We start from the raw sequence: 16,094 nt of genomic DNA on the forward strand, positions 1-16,094 counted from the left end.
GGCCATCACGCTCCCGCCGCCGTCGCGCGGGAGCCGTGGTGGCCCGGTGCCGCTTCACGGGGTCAGGGCCGAGCGGTCGTGGCCGTTCACGCCTCGCCGCGTACCTTCAGCACCGCCTTGTTGAGCACCCACAGCCCGATGCCGATGGCCACCAGCACGCCCGCCCGGATGTAGACGTCCACGGGCCGGTCGGACAACGGGCTGGCCAGGATCAGGGCGGTGACCGCACCGAGCACCGGCAGGGCGGTCGGCGTACGGAAGTGCTCGTGCTCGACGCGGTCCCGGCGCAGGACGAGGACGGCGATGTTGACGACGGCGAAGACGCACAGCAGCAGGAAGGCCGTGGTGTCGCCGAGGCCCTCGATCTCCCCGGTGGAGACCAGGCCGATGGCGAGGAGCGAGACGAAGACGATGCCGACGACGGGGGTGCGACGCCGGGGCAGCACCCGGCCCAGGGCACGCGGCAGGATGCGCTCGTTCGCCATGCCGTAGCAGAGGCGGGACGCCATCATGATGTTGATCAGTGCCGAGTTGGTGACCGCGAACAGCGCGATCAGGGCGAAGAGTTTGGGCGGGAAGTCGAGGCCGCCGGCCTTGACGACTTCGAGCAGCGGGCCGCTGGAGTCCTCCAGCACGCGGTAGTCGACGAGCAGCGAGGAGACCAGGGCGACCAGGACGTAGATGGTGCCGGTGACGGCGACGCCGGTGAAGATGGCGCGCGGGAAGGTCCGTACGGGATCCTTGGTCTCCTCGGCCATGTTGACGGAGTCCTCGAAGCCCACGAAGGCGAAGAAGCCGAGGGCCGTCGCCCCCAGGACGCTGGTCAGCAGTGCGTAACCGGTGCCCTCCGCCTGGAACTCACCGAGCCGGGAGGGTTCGCCGTCACCGGTCAGGACGGCCCAGGCGCCGATCGTGAGGACGACGAGCAGGCCGGTCAGTTCGACCACGGTGAGGACCACGTTGGTCTTCACGGATTCCGACACGCCCCGCAGGTTCAGCGCCGCCAGGGCGAGGATGAACAGGATCGCGATGAGCGTGGGCGGGAAGAAGTCCGTGAACTCGGACAGGTAGTCGCCGCTGAAGGCGCGGGCGGCCGCGCTCGCCGAGGACAGGCCCGAGCACATGACCATGAAGGCGACGATGAACGTCAGGAACGGGACCTGGAACGCCTTTTGGGTGTAGAGCGCGGCTCCGGCCGCCTTCGGGTACTTGCCGACGAGTTCGACGTACGAGGCGGCTGTCAGGATGGCGACGACGAATCCGATGACGAACGGCAGCCACAGCGCCCCGCCGACCTTGCCGGCGACCTGACCGGTGGTGGCGTAGATGCCGGTGCCGAGGATGTCACCGATCACGAACAGGATCAGCAGTCTGGGGCCGATGGCACGCCGCAGCGGGGTGTCGTCCCCGCTCTCCGGCGCGGCGGCTGCATCCCTTTCGGTTGCGGACACGAAAGCTCCCTGAGGCGTTCGACACGGACCGGAACACCGTCTCCCTGCCCGGAACACCGGGAGTGATGCCTCGGTGACCGGGCGGGGGTGCCGGGCCGGCCCCGCGATGAGTTCCGGCGGGGCCCGGAGTCTGTTCCGGTGAGCGTCGGACGACGTCGTACGACGCTGCCCGGCACCGGACACCACGGAGGACACCATGACGAACACACCCGACGACCCGACCACCGCGCTGCCCGGCTGCCCGCCCCTCGTCGACCCGGCCACCTGGCGAGCCGCCCGTGACGAGCTCCTGGTCCGCGAGAAGGCCCACACCCGCGAGGGCGACGCGATCGCCGCGGCCCGACGCCGGCTGCCCATGGTGGAGTTCGACGGGACGGTCGAGGTCGTCGGACCCGACGGCCCGGTCCCGTTCCTGGACCTGTTCCAGGGCCGCGACGAGCTCGTGGTCTACAAGCACATGTGGTACGACGGCGCGCCGCACCAGGGGCAGTGCGAGGGCTGCACCACCACGGCCTGGCATCTGAAGGACGCCGTCTACCTCAACGCCCGCGGAGTCTCGTTCGCCATCGTGACCTCGGGCCGTTGGGACGAGGTGGCCTCCTACGTCGCGTTCATGGGCTACACCCAGCCCTGGTACTCGGTGCGCGACGTGGACGCGCCGGTCGGCGAAGACATGGGGTACCTCACCTGCTTCCTGCGCGACGGCGACCGCACCTTCCTCACCTACTCCACGACGGGCCGTGGCAACGAGCGGGTCAACGGGTCCATGGGCCTGCTCGACATGACGCCCTACGGCCGCGGCGAGGCCTGGGAGGACACGCCCGAGGGCCGGCCGAAGGGGCGCGAGGCGTGCTGGTCCTGGCGCTCGGACGCGGACGGGAACGCCACCTGGGGCCCGACCAGCCGCCCCGTGCCGCAGTGGACCCGCCCCGGCGCGACGCCCGTGGAGACCCTCGGCCGGCAGGGCCACCACCACTGACGACTCACCCCGGGCCGCCCCGGGCCCGGTCGCGGAAGGCTGCCGGGGTCTCCCCGGCCCGCTGCCGGAAGAAGCGGGCGAAGGCCGTGGGGCCGGGGAAGCCGACGCGTTCGCCGACGGCGTTGGTGGGCAGGTCGGTGTGGACCAGCAGGCGCTTGGCCTCCAGCAGCACCCGGTCGTCGATCAGGCGCTTGGCGCCGGACCCGGTCACAGCCCGGGTCGCGCGCGTGAGGGTGCGCACGCTGTAGCCCAGCTGCCGGGCGTACTCCTCCACCCGGTGGCTGCGGGTGAAGTCACGCTCCACGGCCTGCCGGAAGCGCCGGTACGCCTCGCTGCCCGCCTCGTCGCCGTCCTGGGCGCCTCGCAGGTGGGCCAGGCGCAGCACGAGGACGGCGAGCAGATGCCGGACCACCTCGATGTGGACGTCCAGGGGCAGTTCGGCGAGACGGCGGTGCTCGCTCTCCAGCAGCTCCAGGACGCGCCGGAGGGCCTGCCGCTGCTCCTCGTCCCGGGGCACGAGCGGCTGCCGCGGGGCCGGCTGGTCGACACGGGCGACCTCGACCGTGGGGCTGCCGAGGAAGCCGGACGGGAAGAGCACGACGGTGCCCCGCGCTTCGGCGAGTTCGGTGCCGAACTGAAGGATCTGGCCGGGCCGTGCCCAGAGCCAGTCGCCACCGGACAACGTGTGGCCGGTGAAGTCCAGCGAGCACCGCAACGTACCGGAGCGCACCGTGATCAGGTGATGGAAGGCGGGGCGCAGGGGGGCGAAGGCGTCCACTCCATGTCCGTGCGCCCGGGCGAGCAGCCCGGCGAAGTCCAGCACCTCGACTCCCGGCGGGGCTCCGACGGAGGGCCGGAACGGGAGGTCGGTGACGTCGTCGTGTCCGTTTCTGTCCATGGTGTGTCGCCAGGATAGGGGCTTGAGCGTCGCATACGCACCTAGCGTGGAGTGGTCGGAGGTGAGCGGTGACCGAAAAATGACAGCTGCGCTGTGGTCACCGTCGTCGAATCGGTGCGAGGGAGCTGACCGCTGTGCGACTGATCGTGGGAATGACGGGCGCGACGGGTGCCGCCTTCGGCGTCCGGCTGCTGGAGAACCTGCGCGAGCTGCCCGGAGTGGAGACCCACCTGGTGCTCTCCCGCTGGGCGCGCACCACCATCGAGCTGGAGACCGGGCTCTCCGTCGCCGAGGTGAGCGCACTGGCCGACGTCACGCACCCGCCCGAGGACCAGGGCGCGACCATCTCCTCGGGGTCCTTCACGACCGACGGCATGGTGATCGTCCCCTGCTCGATGAAGACACTGGCCGGGATCCGGGCCGGTTACGCCGAGGGGCTGGTGGGCCGCGCCGCCGACGTGGTCCTCAAGGAACGCCGGAAGCTGGTCCTCGTCCCGCGGGAGACCCCGCTGAGCGAGATCCATCTGGAGAACATGCTCGCCCTGGCCCGGCTCGGCGTGCAGATGGTGCCGCCGATGCCCGCCTTCTACAACCACCCGGCCTCCGTCGACGACATCGTCGACCACATCACCGCCCGCGTCCTCGACCAGTTCGAGCTGCCCGCGCCCGCCGCCAGGCGCTGGGAGGGCATGCGCGCCGCCCGCTCCCTCAGGACCGCGGTCTGAACACCGCCCCTCCTCACCCCCTCCCGCGCCTCCGCAACCCCCACACCGCCGTAGACAAGGACATCTTCGCCATGGCCCATGACGACCTGCGTTCCTTCCTGGAGACCCTCGACAAGGAGGGACAGCTGCTGCACATCGCCGAGGAGGTGAACCCCGAGCCGGACATCGCCGCCGCCGCCAACGCCGCCCCTCGCCTGGGCGACGCGGCCCCGGCCCTGTACTTCGACAACGTGAGGGGCTTCACCGACGCCCGGATCGCGATGAACGTGCACGGCTCCTGGGCCAACCACGCGCTCGCCCTCGACCTGCCCAAGGAGACCGGCACCAAGGAGCAGGTCGAGGAGTTCATCCGCCGCTGGGCTGAGTTCCCCGTCGCCCCCGAACGGCGGGACGACCCGCCGTGGGCCCGGAACACCCAGGAGGGCGACGACGTCGACATCTTCCAGGTGCTCCCGCTGATCCGGCTCAACGACGGCGACGGCGGCTTCTACATCGACAAGGCCGCGGTCGTCTCCAAGGACCCCGAGGACCCGGAGCACTCCGGCAAGCAGAACGTCGGCATCTACCGCATCCAGGTCAAGGGCAAGCGCAAGCTCGCTCTGCAGCCGGTCCCCATGCACGACATCGCCCAGCATCTGCGCAAGGCCGAGGAGACCGGCGAGGACCTGCCCGTCGCCATCACCATCGGCAACGACCCCGTGATCTCCATCGTGGCGTCGACTCCGATGAAGTACGACGAGAACGAGTACGAGCTGGCCGGTGCGCTGCGCGGCGCCCCGGCGCCGATCGCCGAGGCCCCGCTGACCGGGCTGCCCGTGCCGTGGGGGTCGGAGGTCGTCATCGAGGGCGTGATCGAGGGCCGCAAGCGGGAGGTCGAAGGCCCCTTCGGCGAGTTCACCGGCCACTACTCCGGCGGCCGCAACATGACCGTCATCCGCATCGACCGGATCTCCTACCGCACGAACCCGATCTTCGAGCACCTCTACCTCGGCATGCCGTGGACCGAGGTCGACTACCTGATCGCCGCGAGCACCTGCGTGCCGCTGTACGAGCAGCTCAAGAAGGACTTCCCCGAGGTCCAGGCCGTCAACGCCATGTACACCCACGGGATGGTCGTCATCGTCTCGACGAAGAAGCGCTACGGCGGCTTCGCCAAGGCCGTCGGCACGCGCGTGCTCACCACCGCGCACGGCCTCGGCTATGCCGCCACCGTCATCGTGGTCGACGAAGATGTCGACCCCTTCAACCTTCCGCAGGTGATGTGGGCGCTGTCCACGAAGATGAACCCGTCCGGCGACCTGATCACCGTCCCCAACCTGCCCGTGCTGGAGCTGGCCCCGCAGGCGCAGTCCCCGGGCATCGTCGACAAGCTCGTCATCGACGCCACCACCCCCGTCGAGCCCGACCGCCGCGGCAACTACAGCACCCAGGTCCACGACCTGCCCGAGGCCGCCGAGTGGCTCACCCGGCTGCAGCGGCTCTCCGCCCACCGCTGACCACCGCCTGACCAACCCCCGGAAAGGACACCGGCCATGGTCGACCCGACCGCCACCGTCTGCCCCCGCTGCGCCCACCAGAGCGTCGACCTGGTCTTCAGCTCGCCCGTCCCGGGCGTCTGGGACGTGTTGCAGTGCCCGCAGTGCCTGTACATGTGGCGCACGAGCGAGCCCGACCGCCGCACCCGGCGCGACGCGTACCCCGAGCCGTTCCGGATGACCGCGGAGGACATCCGCAACGCTCCCGAGGTACCCGCCGTCCCACCGCTGAGGACGGCCTGAGCTCAGTTGGTGCGGTCGGACCAGCCCCGCGGGAGGTCTCCGGGGGCCGTGGAGATGACCGTGTCGTCGTCGGGGCCGACGTACTCGAAGAGCGTGATCTTGGCGAATTCCGGGACGACGTAGATCGGATAGGTCGGGCCTTCGTCGCGGTACTTGCGCATCTCGTCGAGGTGGTCGTTCTGGTAGACGACGGTGCGTTCGCCGTGTTCCTCCACCCAGTGCGGGAAGAAGATCACGCCGTGCAGGCGGCGCTTGCCGGGCATGACGTTGACGGAGACCGACGTACCGGTGGGCTCGTTCCAGGAGATCTTGTAGTGGTCGTCGTCCAGTTGGACGAGGTCGACCCGCTGATCCTTGACCCAGCGGCCGCCCACCATGCCGGAGTGGATCCGGTAGTCGATGGTGGTCGGGTTCTTCACGTACATCTCGTACTGCCAGCCGTTGGCATAGGTGTAGATGAAGCGGTGACCGACGATCCCGGAGAGCTCCTGCGCTGGGACAGGGTTCTCGACGGTGGTCACGTGTGCTCCGTTGCCGGCCATGGTGGTACCTCCTTGCTGCCGCGCGTGCCGATGCGGCGAACCGTACGAGTAGCCCCGTTCGCATAGGCTCAACATCGTTGCGGCGCGGAGGATTCGGGGAAGGCGGAGACATGAGGCGTGACGAGCTGATCCGGCCGGTGCCGGAGCTGTTACGGCGGCACGCCGAGGCGGCCGGGCAACGGGTCGCCTACTCAGACTCCTCGCGCAGCGTCACCTACGCCGAGCTGGAGCGGCGCACGCGCTCGCTGGCCGCGCACCTCACCCGGTCAGGGCTGCGGCGCGGCGACCGGGTCGCGATCTGTCTCGGCAACTGCGTGGAGATGGTCGAGAGTTGTCTCGCCGTCCTGCGGGCCGGGTTGGTCGGCGTCCCGCTCAACCCGCGGTCCTCCGACGTCGAGTTGGCCCATTTCCTCCAGGACAGCGGCGCCGCCTTCGTCATCACCGACGCCGCACACCTCGCACAACTGCGGCGCCTGGGACCGCCGTACGACGGCTTGCGCGCCCTGGTCACCGGGAGCGGACCGGTCCCGGACGGCGCCCGGTCGTTCCGGGACGCGGCCGAGAGCGGCGGGGACGCGGAGAGCCACGGAGGGTCAGAGATCGACACTCTCGGCCTCGACGATCCGGCCTGGATGCTCTACACCTCCGGCACCACGCACCGGCCCAAGGGCGTGCTCTCCACGCAGCGGGCCGCGCTGTGGTCCGTGGCCGCCTGCTACGCCCCGATCTTCGGTCTCTCGCCCGACGACCGGCTGCTCTGGCCGCTTCCACTGTTCCACAGCTTCAGCCACTCGCTGGCGATCCTGGGCGTGACGGCCGTGGGCGCGAGCGCCCGGATCGCCGGGGACCTGCTGCCGCCGGGCGGTCTGCGGCAGGAACTGCTCACCGCGCACGCCGGGCTCGGCGGGCCCTTCACCCTGCTGGCCGGTGTCCCCGCGACGTACCACCGGCTGCTCGACTCGGGCGGCGAGGCCCCGTCGGCGCTGCGGATGTGCCTCGTGGCCGGCGCCCCGAGTGGTCCTGCCCTGCGCGCGGCCGTGGAGGAGACCCTCGGGGCGCCGCTGCTGGACGCGTACGGCAGTACCGAGACCTGCGGCATGATCGCGGTGAACCGTCCCGAGGGGCCGAGGGTCGACGGTTCCTGCGGGCCGCCGGTTCCGGGCACGGACGTGCGCGTCGTCGATCCGCTCAGCGGCGAGGACGTCCCGGACGGGTCCGAGGGCGAGGTCTGGGTGCGGGGGCCGGGACTGATGAGCGGGTACCACGAGCAGCCCGAGGCGACGGCCGCCGCGCTGCGGGACGGCTGGTACCGCACGGGCGACCTCGGCCGCCGCGTCGAGCACGGCCATCTCCGGCTCACCGGCCGGGTCAGCGAGCTGATCATCCGCGGCGGCGAGAACATCCACCCGACGGAGATCGAGCAGGCGCTGTCGCAGTGCCCCGGCGTGTCCGAGGCCGTGGTCGTGGGAGTGCCGCACGAGGTGCTCGGCGAGGTGCCGGTCGCCTTCGTCGTACCGGGTCCGGACGGGTTCGACGCACGGCAGGTGCTCGCCGAGTGCCGGACCCGGCTGTCCGACTACAAGGTGCCGGCCGAGATCCGCCAGATCACCGCCGTCCCGCGTACCGCGTCCGGCAAGATCGCCCGGCACGAGCTGGTCGCCCCCGCTCCGGCCGCCCCGGCCGCGGCCGGCACCGCCCCCGCCGCCCTGCGTGAGCGGCTTGCACCCCTCTCGCGCGAGGACCGGGAGCGCGCGTTACGCGAAACGGTGCTCACCGAAACGGCCGAGGTCTGCCGGCGCGCACCGGGCGATCTGCCCGACGCGGACAGCCCCTTCACCGATCTGGGCATGACCTCCGTCGGCGTCGTCGAGCTGGTGGACCGGCTCGGCGCGCTGACCGGTCTGAGCCTGCCGTCGACACTGGTCTTCGACCACCCGACACCGGCCGAGGTGGCCCGGCACCTGGGCGAGGCGCTCTTCGAGGGCGGGCCGGTGGGGCACCCGCAGGCGTACGACGGACCGGGCCGGTCTCCCGAGGACGACGATCCCGTCGTGATCGTCGCCATGGGCTGTCGGTATCCCGGTGACGTCAACTCCCCCGAGGACCTGTGGGAGTTGGTGTCACAGGGGCGCGACGCCATCTCGGAGTTCCCGGCCGACCGCGGCTGGGACCTGGACGCCCTGTACGACCCCGATCCCGACCGGTTCGGCACGTCGTACACGCGACACGGCGGGTTCCTGCACCGGGCCGCGGAGTTCGACGCCGGACTGTTCGGGATCTCGCCGCGCGAGGCGCTCGCGATGGATCCGCAGCAGCGGCTGCTCCTGGAGACGTCCTGGGAGGTGTGGGAGCGGGCCGGGATCGACCCGGCGTCGGTGCGCGAGAGCGACACCGGTGTGTTCGTGGGCGTGATGTACGGCGACTACTCCGCCCGCTTCACGCGACCCCACGAGCTGGAGGCGCACCTGGGGCTGGGCTCGGCGGGCAGTGTGGCCTCCGGGCGGATCTCGTACGTGTACGGTCTGCGCGGTCCCACGATCACGGTCGACACCGCCTGCTCGTCCTCACTGGTGGCGCTGCACTGGGCGGCGCGTGCGCTGCGCTCGGGCGAGTGCTCGCTGGCGCTGGCCGGCGGGGTCACGGTGATGGCGACGCCCAAGCCGTTCCTCGCCTTCAGCCGGCAGCGCGGGCTGTCGCCGGACGGGCGCTGCAAGTCGTTCTCGGCGGCGGCCGACGGTACGGCCTGGGGCGAGGGCGTGGGACTCGTCCTGCTGGAGCGGTTGTCCGATGCGCGACGCAACGGCCATCCGGTCCTGGCCGTGCTCCGCGGCTCCGCCGTGAACTCCGACGGCGCGTCCAACGGGCTCGCCGCGCCCCACGGCCCGGCCCAGCGGCGGCTGATCACACGGGCGCTGACCGACGCGGGGCTGCGCGCCGGTGACGTGGACGCGGTGGAGGCCCACGGTACGGGCACCCGGCTGGGCGACCCCATCGAGGCGCAGGCCCTGCTGGCCACGTACGGACAGGGCCGCGAGCGGCCACTGTGGCTCGGGTCGGTGAAGTCCAACCTCGGGCACACGCAGGCGGCGGCCGGAGTCGCCGGCGTCATCAAGATGGTGCAGGCCATGCGGCACGGCGAACTGCCCCGGACCCTGCACGCCGACTCGCCCACACCGCACGTCGACTGGTCCGCCGGCCGCGTGGAACTGCTGACCGGGCCCCGGCCCTGGCCGGCCTCGGACCGGCCCCGGCGTGCGGGGGTCTCGGCCTTCGGGATCGGCGGGACCAACGCGCATGTGATTCTGGAAGAGGCGCCGGAGAAGCAGACGGCTGCCTCCCGGGAGACGGCCGCGACGTCGCCCGACCCCGGGCTGCTCTCCGCCGCCGTTCCGTGGCTGCTCTCCGCCGCCGACGAGACCGCCCTCCGCGCCCAGGCCCGACGGCTGGCGGCCGAGGCGGCTGACCGGCCGGGCCTGTCGCCCACCGACATCGCCCACTCGCTGGCGGTGTCGCGCTCCGCCCTCCCCCACCGCGCGTTCGTGCCGGCCGGTGACCGGGCCCGGATGCTGGACGCGCTGAACGCGCTCGCGCAGGGCCGGGACGCCCCGGGAGTCGTCCGAGGGCTGGCCGACCCGGAGATCCGTACCGCGTTCCTGTTCACCGGACAAGGCGCCCAGCGCCCTCGGATGGGCGCCGAACTGCGCGCCGTCTTCCCCGTCTTCGCCGACGCCTTCGACGAGGTCTGCCGGTACCTGGACGACCGTCTCCCCCAGCCGCTGAGCGCGGTGCTGTCCGCCGAGCCGGGCTCGCCGGAAGCGGCGCTGGTGGACCGTACGGACTTCACCCAGGCCGGACTGTTCGCCTTCGAGGTGGCGCTGTTCCGGTTGCTCGAGTCGTGGGGCGTTCGGGCCGACCGGCTTGTGGGCCACTCCGTCGGTGAGCTGACGGCCGCGCATGTCGCCGGCGTGCTCGATCTGCCCGATGCGGCAGAGCTCGTCGCCGCTCGCGGCCGGCTGATGCAGGCATTGCCCCACGGCGGCGGTGCGATGGTGGCGCTGGACGGGACCGAGGAGGAAGTCGGCACAGCGCTCGCGGAGTCAGGGGCGCGGGTGACAGTCGCGTCCGTCAACGGGCCCCGCTCGGTGGTGATCTCCGGGGAACGGGACGCGGTGCTCGCGGTCGCGGCCGGTTTCGAGGCCCGCGGCCGCAGGGCGGTACGGCTGCGGGTGAGTCACGCCTTCCACTCGCCCCTGGTGGAGCCGATGATCGACGAATTCCTGAGCGTGGCCCGGGCGCTGACCTTCCGACCGCCGCGCATTCCGATCGTCTCCACCGTGACGGGCCGGCTCGCCGAGCCCGCGGAACTGTGCTCGCCCGAGTACTGGGCGCGGCACGCCCGGCTGCCCGTGCGCTTCGCCGACGCCGTGCGCCTGCTCGCGGACGACGGCGTCTCTGCCTACCTGGAACTCGGTCCCGGGCCCGTACTCACCGCGGCGGCCACCGACTGTCTGACCGACGCGCCCACGAACGGCTCCGTCCTCGCCGTGGCCACCCGAGACGGTGCGTACGAACCGGAGACGCTCCTGTCGGCCCTGGCGCGGCTGCATGTGGCCGGGGCCGCTGTCGACTGGGCGGCGGTGTACGCGGGTACCGGCGCGCGCCGCGTGGATCTGCCGACGTACCCCTTCCAGCGGCAGCGTTACTGGCTGGACGCGCCGCGCCCGGCGGCGGCCGACGCCGGGGCCCTGCTGGGCCCGGCGTTCCCGGTGCCGGACACCGAGCGGACGGTGCTGACCGGACTGCTGTCCCTCGCGACTCACCCGTGGCTCGCGGACCATGTCGTCGCCGGGAGCGTCGTCGTGCCGGCGACGGTGTTCGTGGAGATGGCCCTGCGGGCGGGTGAGGAGGTGGGCTGCGGGGCTGTCGACGAGCTCGTATTGCTGTCGCCGCTCGCCCTGTCCGGTTCCGTGGGGGTGCGGGTCCAGGTCGTGGTGGGTGCGCGGGACGACGACTCGGGCCGGCGGCCGGTCGACGTCTACTCCCGGCCGGAAGAGCCGGAAGAGCCGGAGGCGTCCGCCGAGGGCGTCCCGTGGACCCGGAACGTCTCCGGGCAGCTGGGCCGGGTCCGTGCTCCGCAGGACGAGCCGACGCAGTGGCCGCCCCAAGACGCCGAGGCGGTGGACCTCACCGGCGCGTACGCCGCACTCGCCGACGCCGGGCTCGCCTACGGGCCTGCCTTCCAGGGGGTCGGCGCGGTCTGGCGGCGCGGCGACGACGTCTTCGCGGAGGTCCGGCTGCCCGCGTCGCACGCCTCGGAAGCGGGGCGCTTCGGACTCCACCCGGCGCTGTTCGACGCCGCGTTGCACGCGCCGCTGCTGGCCGCGTCCGCGGACACGAGCACGGTCCGGGTGCCGTTCGCGTGGAGCGGGGTCGGCCTGCACGCCTCGGGAGCCACGGAGTTGCGGGTCAGGGCGACGTCGATGGGCCCGGACACGGTTTCGCTGACCGTGGCCGACCCGTCCGGCCGGCTCGTGGCACGCGTGGACTCACTGACCACCAGGGAACTCCCGGCCGACCAGGCCGGGAGTTCGCTGTCCGACATGATGGACGGCCTTGCAGGCAGGGCTCTGCTGCGCCCTGAATGGGCCGTCCTCGACCTCTCCCCCGGCGGCTCCGGCGACGCCGATCAGCACGCGTGGGCCGTGCGCGGGCCCGACGAGCTGCACCTCGCCGAGTTCCTGCCCGGCGGAGCGGCTCCCGAAGTCGTCGCCGTCACGGCCATCGCCCGCGCGACCGGCTCAGATCCGCTGTCGGCCACGCACGAGTTGACCGGCCGAGTACTCAAGGCGCTCCAGGACTGGCAGGACGACCCGGGCACGGCGGGCGCCCGGCTGGTCGTGGTCACGCGGGACGCCACCGGGCCGGTGCCGGACCTGGCGGGTGCGACGGTGTGGGGACTGGTCCGCGCGGCGCAGTCGGAGCTGCCCGGTCGCGTCGTCCTGGTGGATGTCGACGGTCGGCCCGAGTCCCTGCGGATGCTGCCGTCGGCCGTCGCCGGCGGCGAGCCACAACTCCGGGTGCGGGACGGTCAGGTGACGGTTCCGCGACTGGTCCCGGCCGACGTCGCCTCGGGCGCGGAGGCCGCTGCCTTCGACACGCACGGCACGGTACTGATCACCGGAGGCACCGGCGCGCTGGGCGCGGAGCTGGCACGTCATCTGGTCGCCGAACACGGCGTACGGCATCTGCTGCTGACCGGACGCCGTGGGCCGCAGACACCCGGAGCAGCCGAACTGCGCGAGAGCCTGGCGGAACGGGGAGCTCGGGTCGATATCGTCGCCTGTGACGCGGCCGACCGCGCCGCGCTGGCCGAAGTGGTCAAGCGCTGCGACCCGCCGCTGACCGCTGTGGTGCACGCCGCCGGGGTGCTCGACGACGGCGTACTGGACTCGCTGACCCCCGAGCGGATGGCGGCCGTGCTGCGGCCGAAGGCCGACGCGGCCTGGAATCTGCACGAACTGACGCGGGACATGGGCCTTTCGGCGTTCGTGGTGTTCTCCTCCGTCTCCGGTCTGCTGGGCCGGGCGGGCCAGGGCAATTACGCGGCCGCGAACTCGTTCCTCGATGCCCTCGCCCACCGCCGCGCCGCCGAGGGACGTCCGGCGGTCTCGCTGGCGTGGGGCCCGTGGGAGCACAGCGGCGGCATGGCGGCGGGGCAGCGCCCACACGCACGTGAGGTGCTGATGCCGCTGTCCACCCAGCAGGGCCTGGCCCTGTTCGACGCCGCGCTGCGCTCGACGGAGCCGGTCCTGGCGCCGATCCTGCTGGACCGGGCGGCGCTCCGGTCCGGCGGGATCGAAGCGGGGCACCTGCCGGCGCCGTTGCGCGGACTCGTCCGGCAGAACCGGCCGCCCGCCGCGGCGACGGCCTCGGGCTCCCCCGGGTCGCCCGGACAGATGCTGGAGCCGGGAGCCTGGCGGAAGCGGCTGGCCCCGATACCTCCCGGCGAACGGGAGCCGGCGCTCGTGGAGTTGCTGCGGGACGACGTGGCCGCGGTGCTCGGCTACCCGCACGCCGACGCCCTCCCGGCCGGCAAGTCCCTCGCCGACCTGGGGTTCGACTCCCTCACCGCCGTGCAGATCCGCAACCGGCTGAGCATGGCGCTGAAGCTCCGGCTGTCGGCCGCGGTGGTGTTCGAACACCGCACGGCCGAGGAACTGGCACGCCACCTGCTCGGCCTGCTGGACGGCGAACCGGCCGCCGCAGCCGCCCCCGGAACCGCGGAAGCCGCCGACGCCGCAGGGGCCAAGGGGCCCGAGCGGCCCGCGTACACCCTCTCCTCGCTGTTCCGGACGGTCAGTGCCGCCGGACAACCGGTGGCGGCGATGCACCTGCTCGTCACCGCTTCCTGGGCGCTGCCCGCCTTCACGGCCGCCCAGGGCCGCGAGCACGCGCTGCCCCCGATCCGCCGCTCCCCCGGCCGCTCCGGTTCCGGAAGGCCGACGGTCGTCTACTTCCCGGCCTACCATCCGTCGCTCGCGTCGGACGGCGGGGACTTCCCCCGCTTCCACCGCTCTTTCCAGGGCGAGCTGGAGGTCCTGGAGTTCCCGCACCCCGGAATCGGCGCCGGTGCCGCAGTACCGCAAAACCGCGGCGCGCTGGCGCGTACGCAGGCCGAGAGCGTGCTGCGGCACGTCGGGGACGGGCCCTTCGTGGTCGTAGGACGGTCGGCGGGCGGGAACGTGGCGCACCTGGTGGCCCACGAGTTGGAGAACATGGGCCGGGCACCGGCCGGCCTGGTGCTGCTGGACACCTACCACATCACGCCGGACAACAGTGGCAAGGACTGGCTGCTGTCCCTGGCCGCCCCACCACCGCGGGACAGTCCGCGGCAGAACACCGGACAGCCCTTCTTCACCGGGGACGACGACAGCGCCCTGGCGGCGATCGGTGCCTACAACCGGATCTTCCTCGGCTGGGACCCCGAGCCGGTGGCCACGCCCACGCTCCTCGTACGCGCGCTGCGGCCCACGCCCGCCATGGCGGCCGCCGCCGACGCGGACGACTGGCGGACGACCTGGCCTGCGGCGCACGACGTCGTGGACGTCCCCGGCGACCATCTGACGATGATGCAGGAACACGCGGAGACGACCGCGACGGCGATCCGCACCTGGCTCGACGCACGAACGACCAAGGGGAGCCAGTGAGTTCGGCCAAGTCCACGCAGGACTTCGACGTCATCGTGGTCGGCGGCGGCCCGGCCGGGGCCACCGTCTCGACGGCCGTCGCCCTGCGCGGCCATCGCGTCCTCCTCCTCGAGAAGGAGACCTTCCCCCGGTACCAGATCGGCGAGTCCCTGCTGCCCTCCACCGTGCACGGCGTGTGCCGGATCCTCGGCGTCGAGGACGAGATGGCGCGTGCGGGCTTCAAGCCGAAGCGCGGCGGCACGTTCCGCTGGGGTCGCAACCGGGACCCCTGGCAGTTCTCCTTCGCCCTGTCGCCCCGGCTGGCCGACCCGACCTCGTTCGCCTACCAGGTCGAGCGGTCCCGGTTCGACGCGATCCTCCTGGACAACGCCCGCCGGGTCGGCGTCGACGTACGGGAGGGCTGCCGCGTGACCGGCGTGCTCGCCGGCGAAGGCGCGCAGGAGCGGGTCCGCGGGGTGCGCTGGACCGCGCCCGGCGGCGAGGTCCGCGAGGCCGACGCCCGGTACGTCGTGGACGCCTCCGGCAACGGCAGCAGGATCCACCCGCACGTCGGCGGGAAGCGGATCCACTCCGACTTCTTCCGCAACATCGCGGTGTTCGGCTACTTCGCCGGCGGCGCGCGGCTCCCGGCACCGAACGACGGCAACATCTTCTGCGCCGCCTTCGACGAGGGCTGGCTCTGGTACATCCCGCTCCGGGACGACCTGACCAGCGTCGGAGCCGTGGTCGCCCGCGAGAGCGCCGAGGCGATCCAGCGCGACCCGGCGGCCGCCTGGCGCCGCCTGATCGACGCCTGCCCGGAGGTACGCGGCTTCCTCGACGGCGTCCCGCAGGCCACACAGAGGCCCTACGACCAGGTCCGCGTCCGCAAGGACTGGTCGTACTGGAAGTCGCAGCTGTGGCGGCCCGGCATGGCACTGGTCGGGGACGCGGCGTGCTTCGTCGACCCGGTGCTGTCCAGCGGGGTCCACCTCGCGACCTACGGGGGGCTGCTCGCCGCCCGGTCCATCAACGGCTGCCTCGACGGGAACCCGGACGAGAACCGCCTGTTCGCCGAGTTCGAGGCCCGCTACCGGCACGAGTACGGCCTGTTCCACGAGTTCCTGGTCTCCTTCTACGACCTGCACCAGGACGAGCGGTCGTACTTCTGGAAGGCACGCAAGGTCACCAACGTCGGCACGACGGAACTCGAGGCGTTCGTCGAGCTGGTGGGCGGCCTGGCGTCCGGCGACGCGTCGCTCACCGGGGCCGGGCCGGCGGGCGAACGGCTGACCGCGGCCGCCGACGACTTCGAGCGAGCCGTGCGCCGCCTCCCCGACGCCGACGACCTGCGCAATCCCCTCTACGAGTCCGAGACCTTCCGGCAGGTGTTCCAGGAGGGGACCGTCCTCCAGGAGCGCGGCCTGTTCGGCGGCCCGTTGGAGCCCGAGGCACCGCTGCGCCCCGGCGGACTGGTGGCGTCGGAGGACGGTCTGACCTGGGTCGAAGCTGACGCGTAGGCTCCGCCGAACGAG

At 72.4% G+C, this 16,094-nt stretch carries 9 protein-coding genes; 6 read left to right on the forward strand and 3 right to left on the reverse strand.

The window, feature by feature from the left end:
• Positions 1–86 precede the first annotated feature (86 nt).
• On the reverse strand, positions 87–1,451 hold the full coding sequence (locus MQE23_RS05065) for an APC family permease (RefSeq protein WP_243378379.1): 1,365 nt from the start codon (positions 1,449–1,451) through the stop codon (positions 87–89).
• Positions 1,452–1,647: 196 nt separating this feature from the next.
• Between MQE23_RS05065 and MQE23_RS05070 the strand changes: the two genes are divergently transcribed.
• Positions 1,648–2,430, forward strand: coding sequence for a DUF899 family protein (locus MQE23_RS05070; protein ID WP_243378380.1), 783 nt, complete (start codon positions 1,648–1,650; stop codon positions 2,428–2,430).
• A gap of 4 nt (positions 2,431–2,434) precedes the next feature.
• Here MQE23_RS05070 and MQE23_RS05075 read toward each other — a convergent pair whose 3' ends face one another.
• Positions 2,435–3,328 carry an AraC family transcriptional regulator gene (locus MQE23_RS05075; protein WP_243378381.1) on the reverse strand — a complete coding sequence of 298 codons (894 nt, stop codon included), beginning with the start codon at positions 3,326–3,328 and terminating at the stop codon, positions 2,435–2,437.
• Positions 3,329–3,462: 134 nt separating this feature from the next.
• Here MQE23_RS05075 and MQE23_RS05080 point away from each other — a divergent pair, with 134 nt between their 5' ends.
• The 3 genes from MQE23_RS05080 (at position 3,463) to MQE23_RS05090 (ending at position 5,831) form a co-directional block, all read left to right on the forward strand.
• Positions 3,463–4,053, forward strand: a complete 591-nt coding sequence (locus MQE23_RS05080; protein WP_279345128.1) for a non-oxidative hydroxyarylic acid decarboxylases subunit B — start codon at positions 3,463–3,465, stop codon at positions 4,051–4,053.
• Positions 4,054–4,124: 71 nt separating this feature from the next.
• Positions 4,125–5,549 (forward strand): non-oxidative hydroxyarylic acid decarboxylases subunit C, encoded by a 1,425-nt coding sequence (locus tag MQE23_RS05085; RefSeq protein ID WP_243378382.1) that lies wholly within the window; start codon positions 4,125–4,127, stop codon positions 5,547–5,549.
• Positions 5,550–5,585: 36 nt separating this feature from the next.
• Positions 5,586–5,831, forward strand: coding sequence for a non-oxidative hydroxyarylic acid decarboxylases subunit D (locus MQE23_RS05090; protein WP_243378383.1), 246 nt, complete (start codon positions 5,586–5,588; stop codon positions 5,829–5,831).
• Between the two features lie 2 nt (positions 5,832–5,833).
• On the opposite strand, the gene MQE23_RS05095 is transcribed toward MQE23_RS05090, so the two are convergent.
• Complete coding sequence (locus MQE23_RS05095) at positions 5,834–6,373, reverse strand: phenolic acid decarboxylase (RefSeq protein WP_037672381.1); 540 nt, start codon at positions 6,371–6,373, stop codon at positions 5,834–5,836.
• Positions 6,374–6,483: 110 nt separating this feature from the next.
• Between MQE23_RS05095 and MQE23_RS05100 the strand changes: the two genes are divergently transcribed.
• A complete protein-coding gene (locus MQE23_RS05100; protein ID WP_243378384.1) occupies positions 6,484–14,580 on the forward strand; it encodes a type I polyketide synthase in 8,097 nt (2,698 codons plus the stop codon).
• On the forward strand, positions 14,577–16,079 hold the full coding sequence (locus MQE23_RS05105) for a tryptophan 7-halogenase (RefSeq protein WP_243378385.1): 1,503 nt from the start codon (positions 14,577–14,579) through the stop codon (positions 16,077–16,079). Before MQE23_RS05100 ends, MQE23_RS05105 begins: the two co-directional genes overlap by 4 nt.
• The last annotated feature ends 15 nt before the right edge of the window (positions 16,080–16,094 follow it).

Source organism: Streptomyces sp. HP-A2021 (assembly GCF_022807935.1).
Taxonomy (GTDB): Bacteria; Actinomycetota; Actinomycetes; order Streptomycetales; family Streptomycetaceae; genus Streptomyces; species Streptomyces afghaniensis.

Excerpts from the sequence above, each read along its gene's own strand:
- MQE23_RS05100 (WP_243378384.1), top strand. The coding sequence starts at position 6,484 with ATGAGGCGTGACGAGCTGATCCGGCCGGTGCCGGAGCTGTTACGGCGG.
- MQE23_RS05095 (WP_037672381.1), bottom strand. The coding sequence starts at position 6,373 with ATGGCCGGCAACGGAGCACACGTGACCACCGTCGAGAACCCTGTCCCA.
- MQE23_RS05085 (WP_243378382.1), top strand. The coding sequence starts at position 4,125 with ATGGCCCATGACGACCTGCGTTCCTTCCTGGAGACCCTCGACAAGGAG.
- MQE23_RS05075 (WP_243378381.1), bottom strand. The coding sequence starts at position 3,328 with ATGGACAGAAACGGACACGACGACGTCACCGACCTCCCGTTCCGGCCC.
- MQE23_RS05070 (WP_243378380.1), top strand. The coding sequence starts at position 1,648 with ATGACGAACACACCCGACGACCCGACCACCGCGCTGCCCGGCTGCCCG.
- MQE23_RS05090 (WP_243378383.1), top strand. The coding sequence starts at position 5,586 with ATGGTCGACCCGACCGCCACCGTCTGCCCCCGCTGCGCCCACCAGAGC.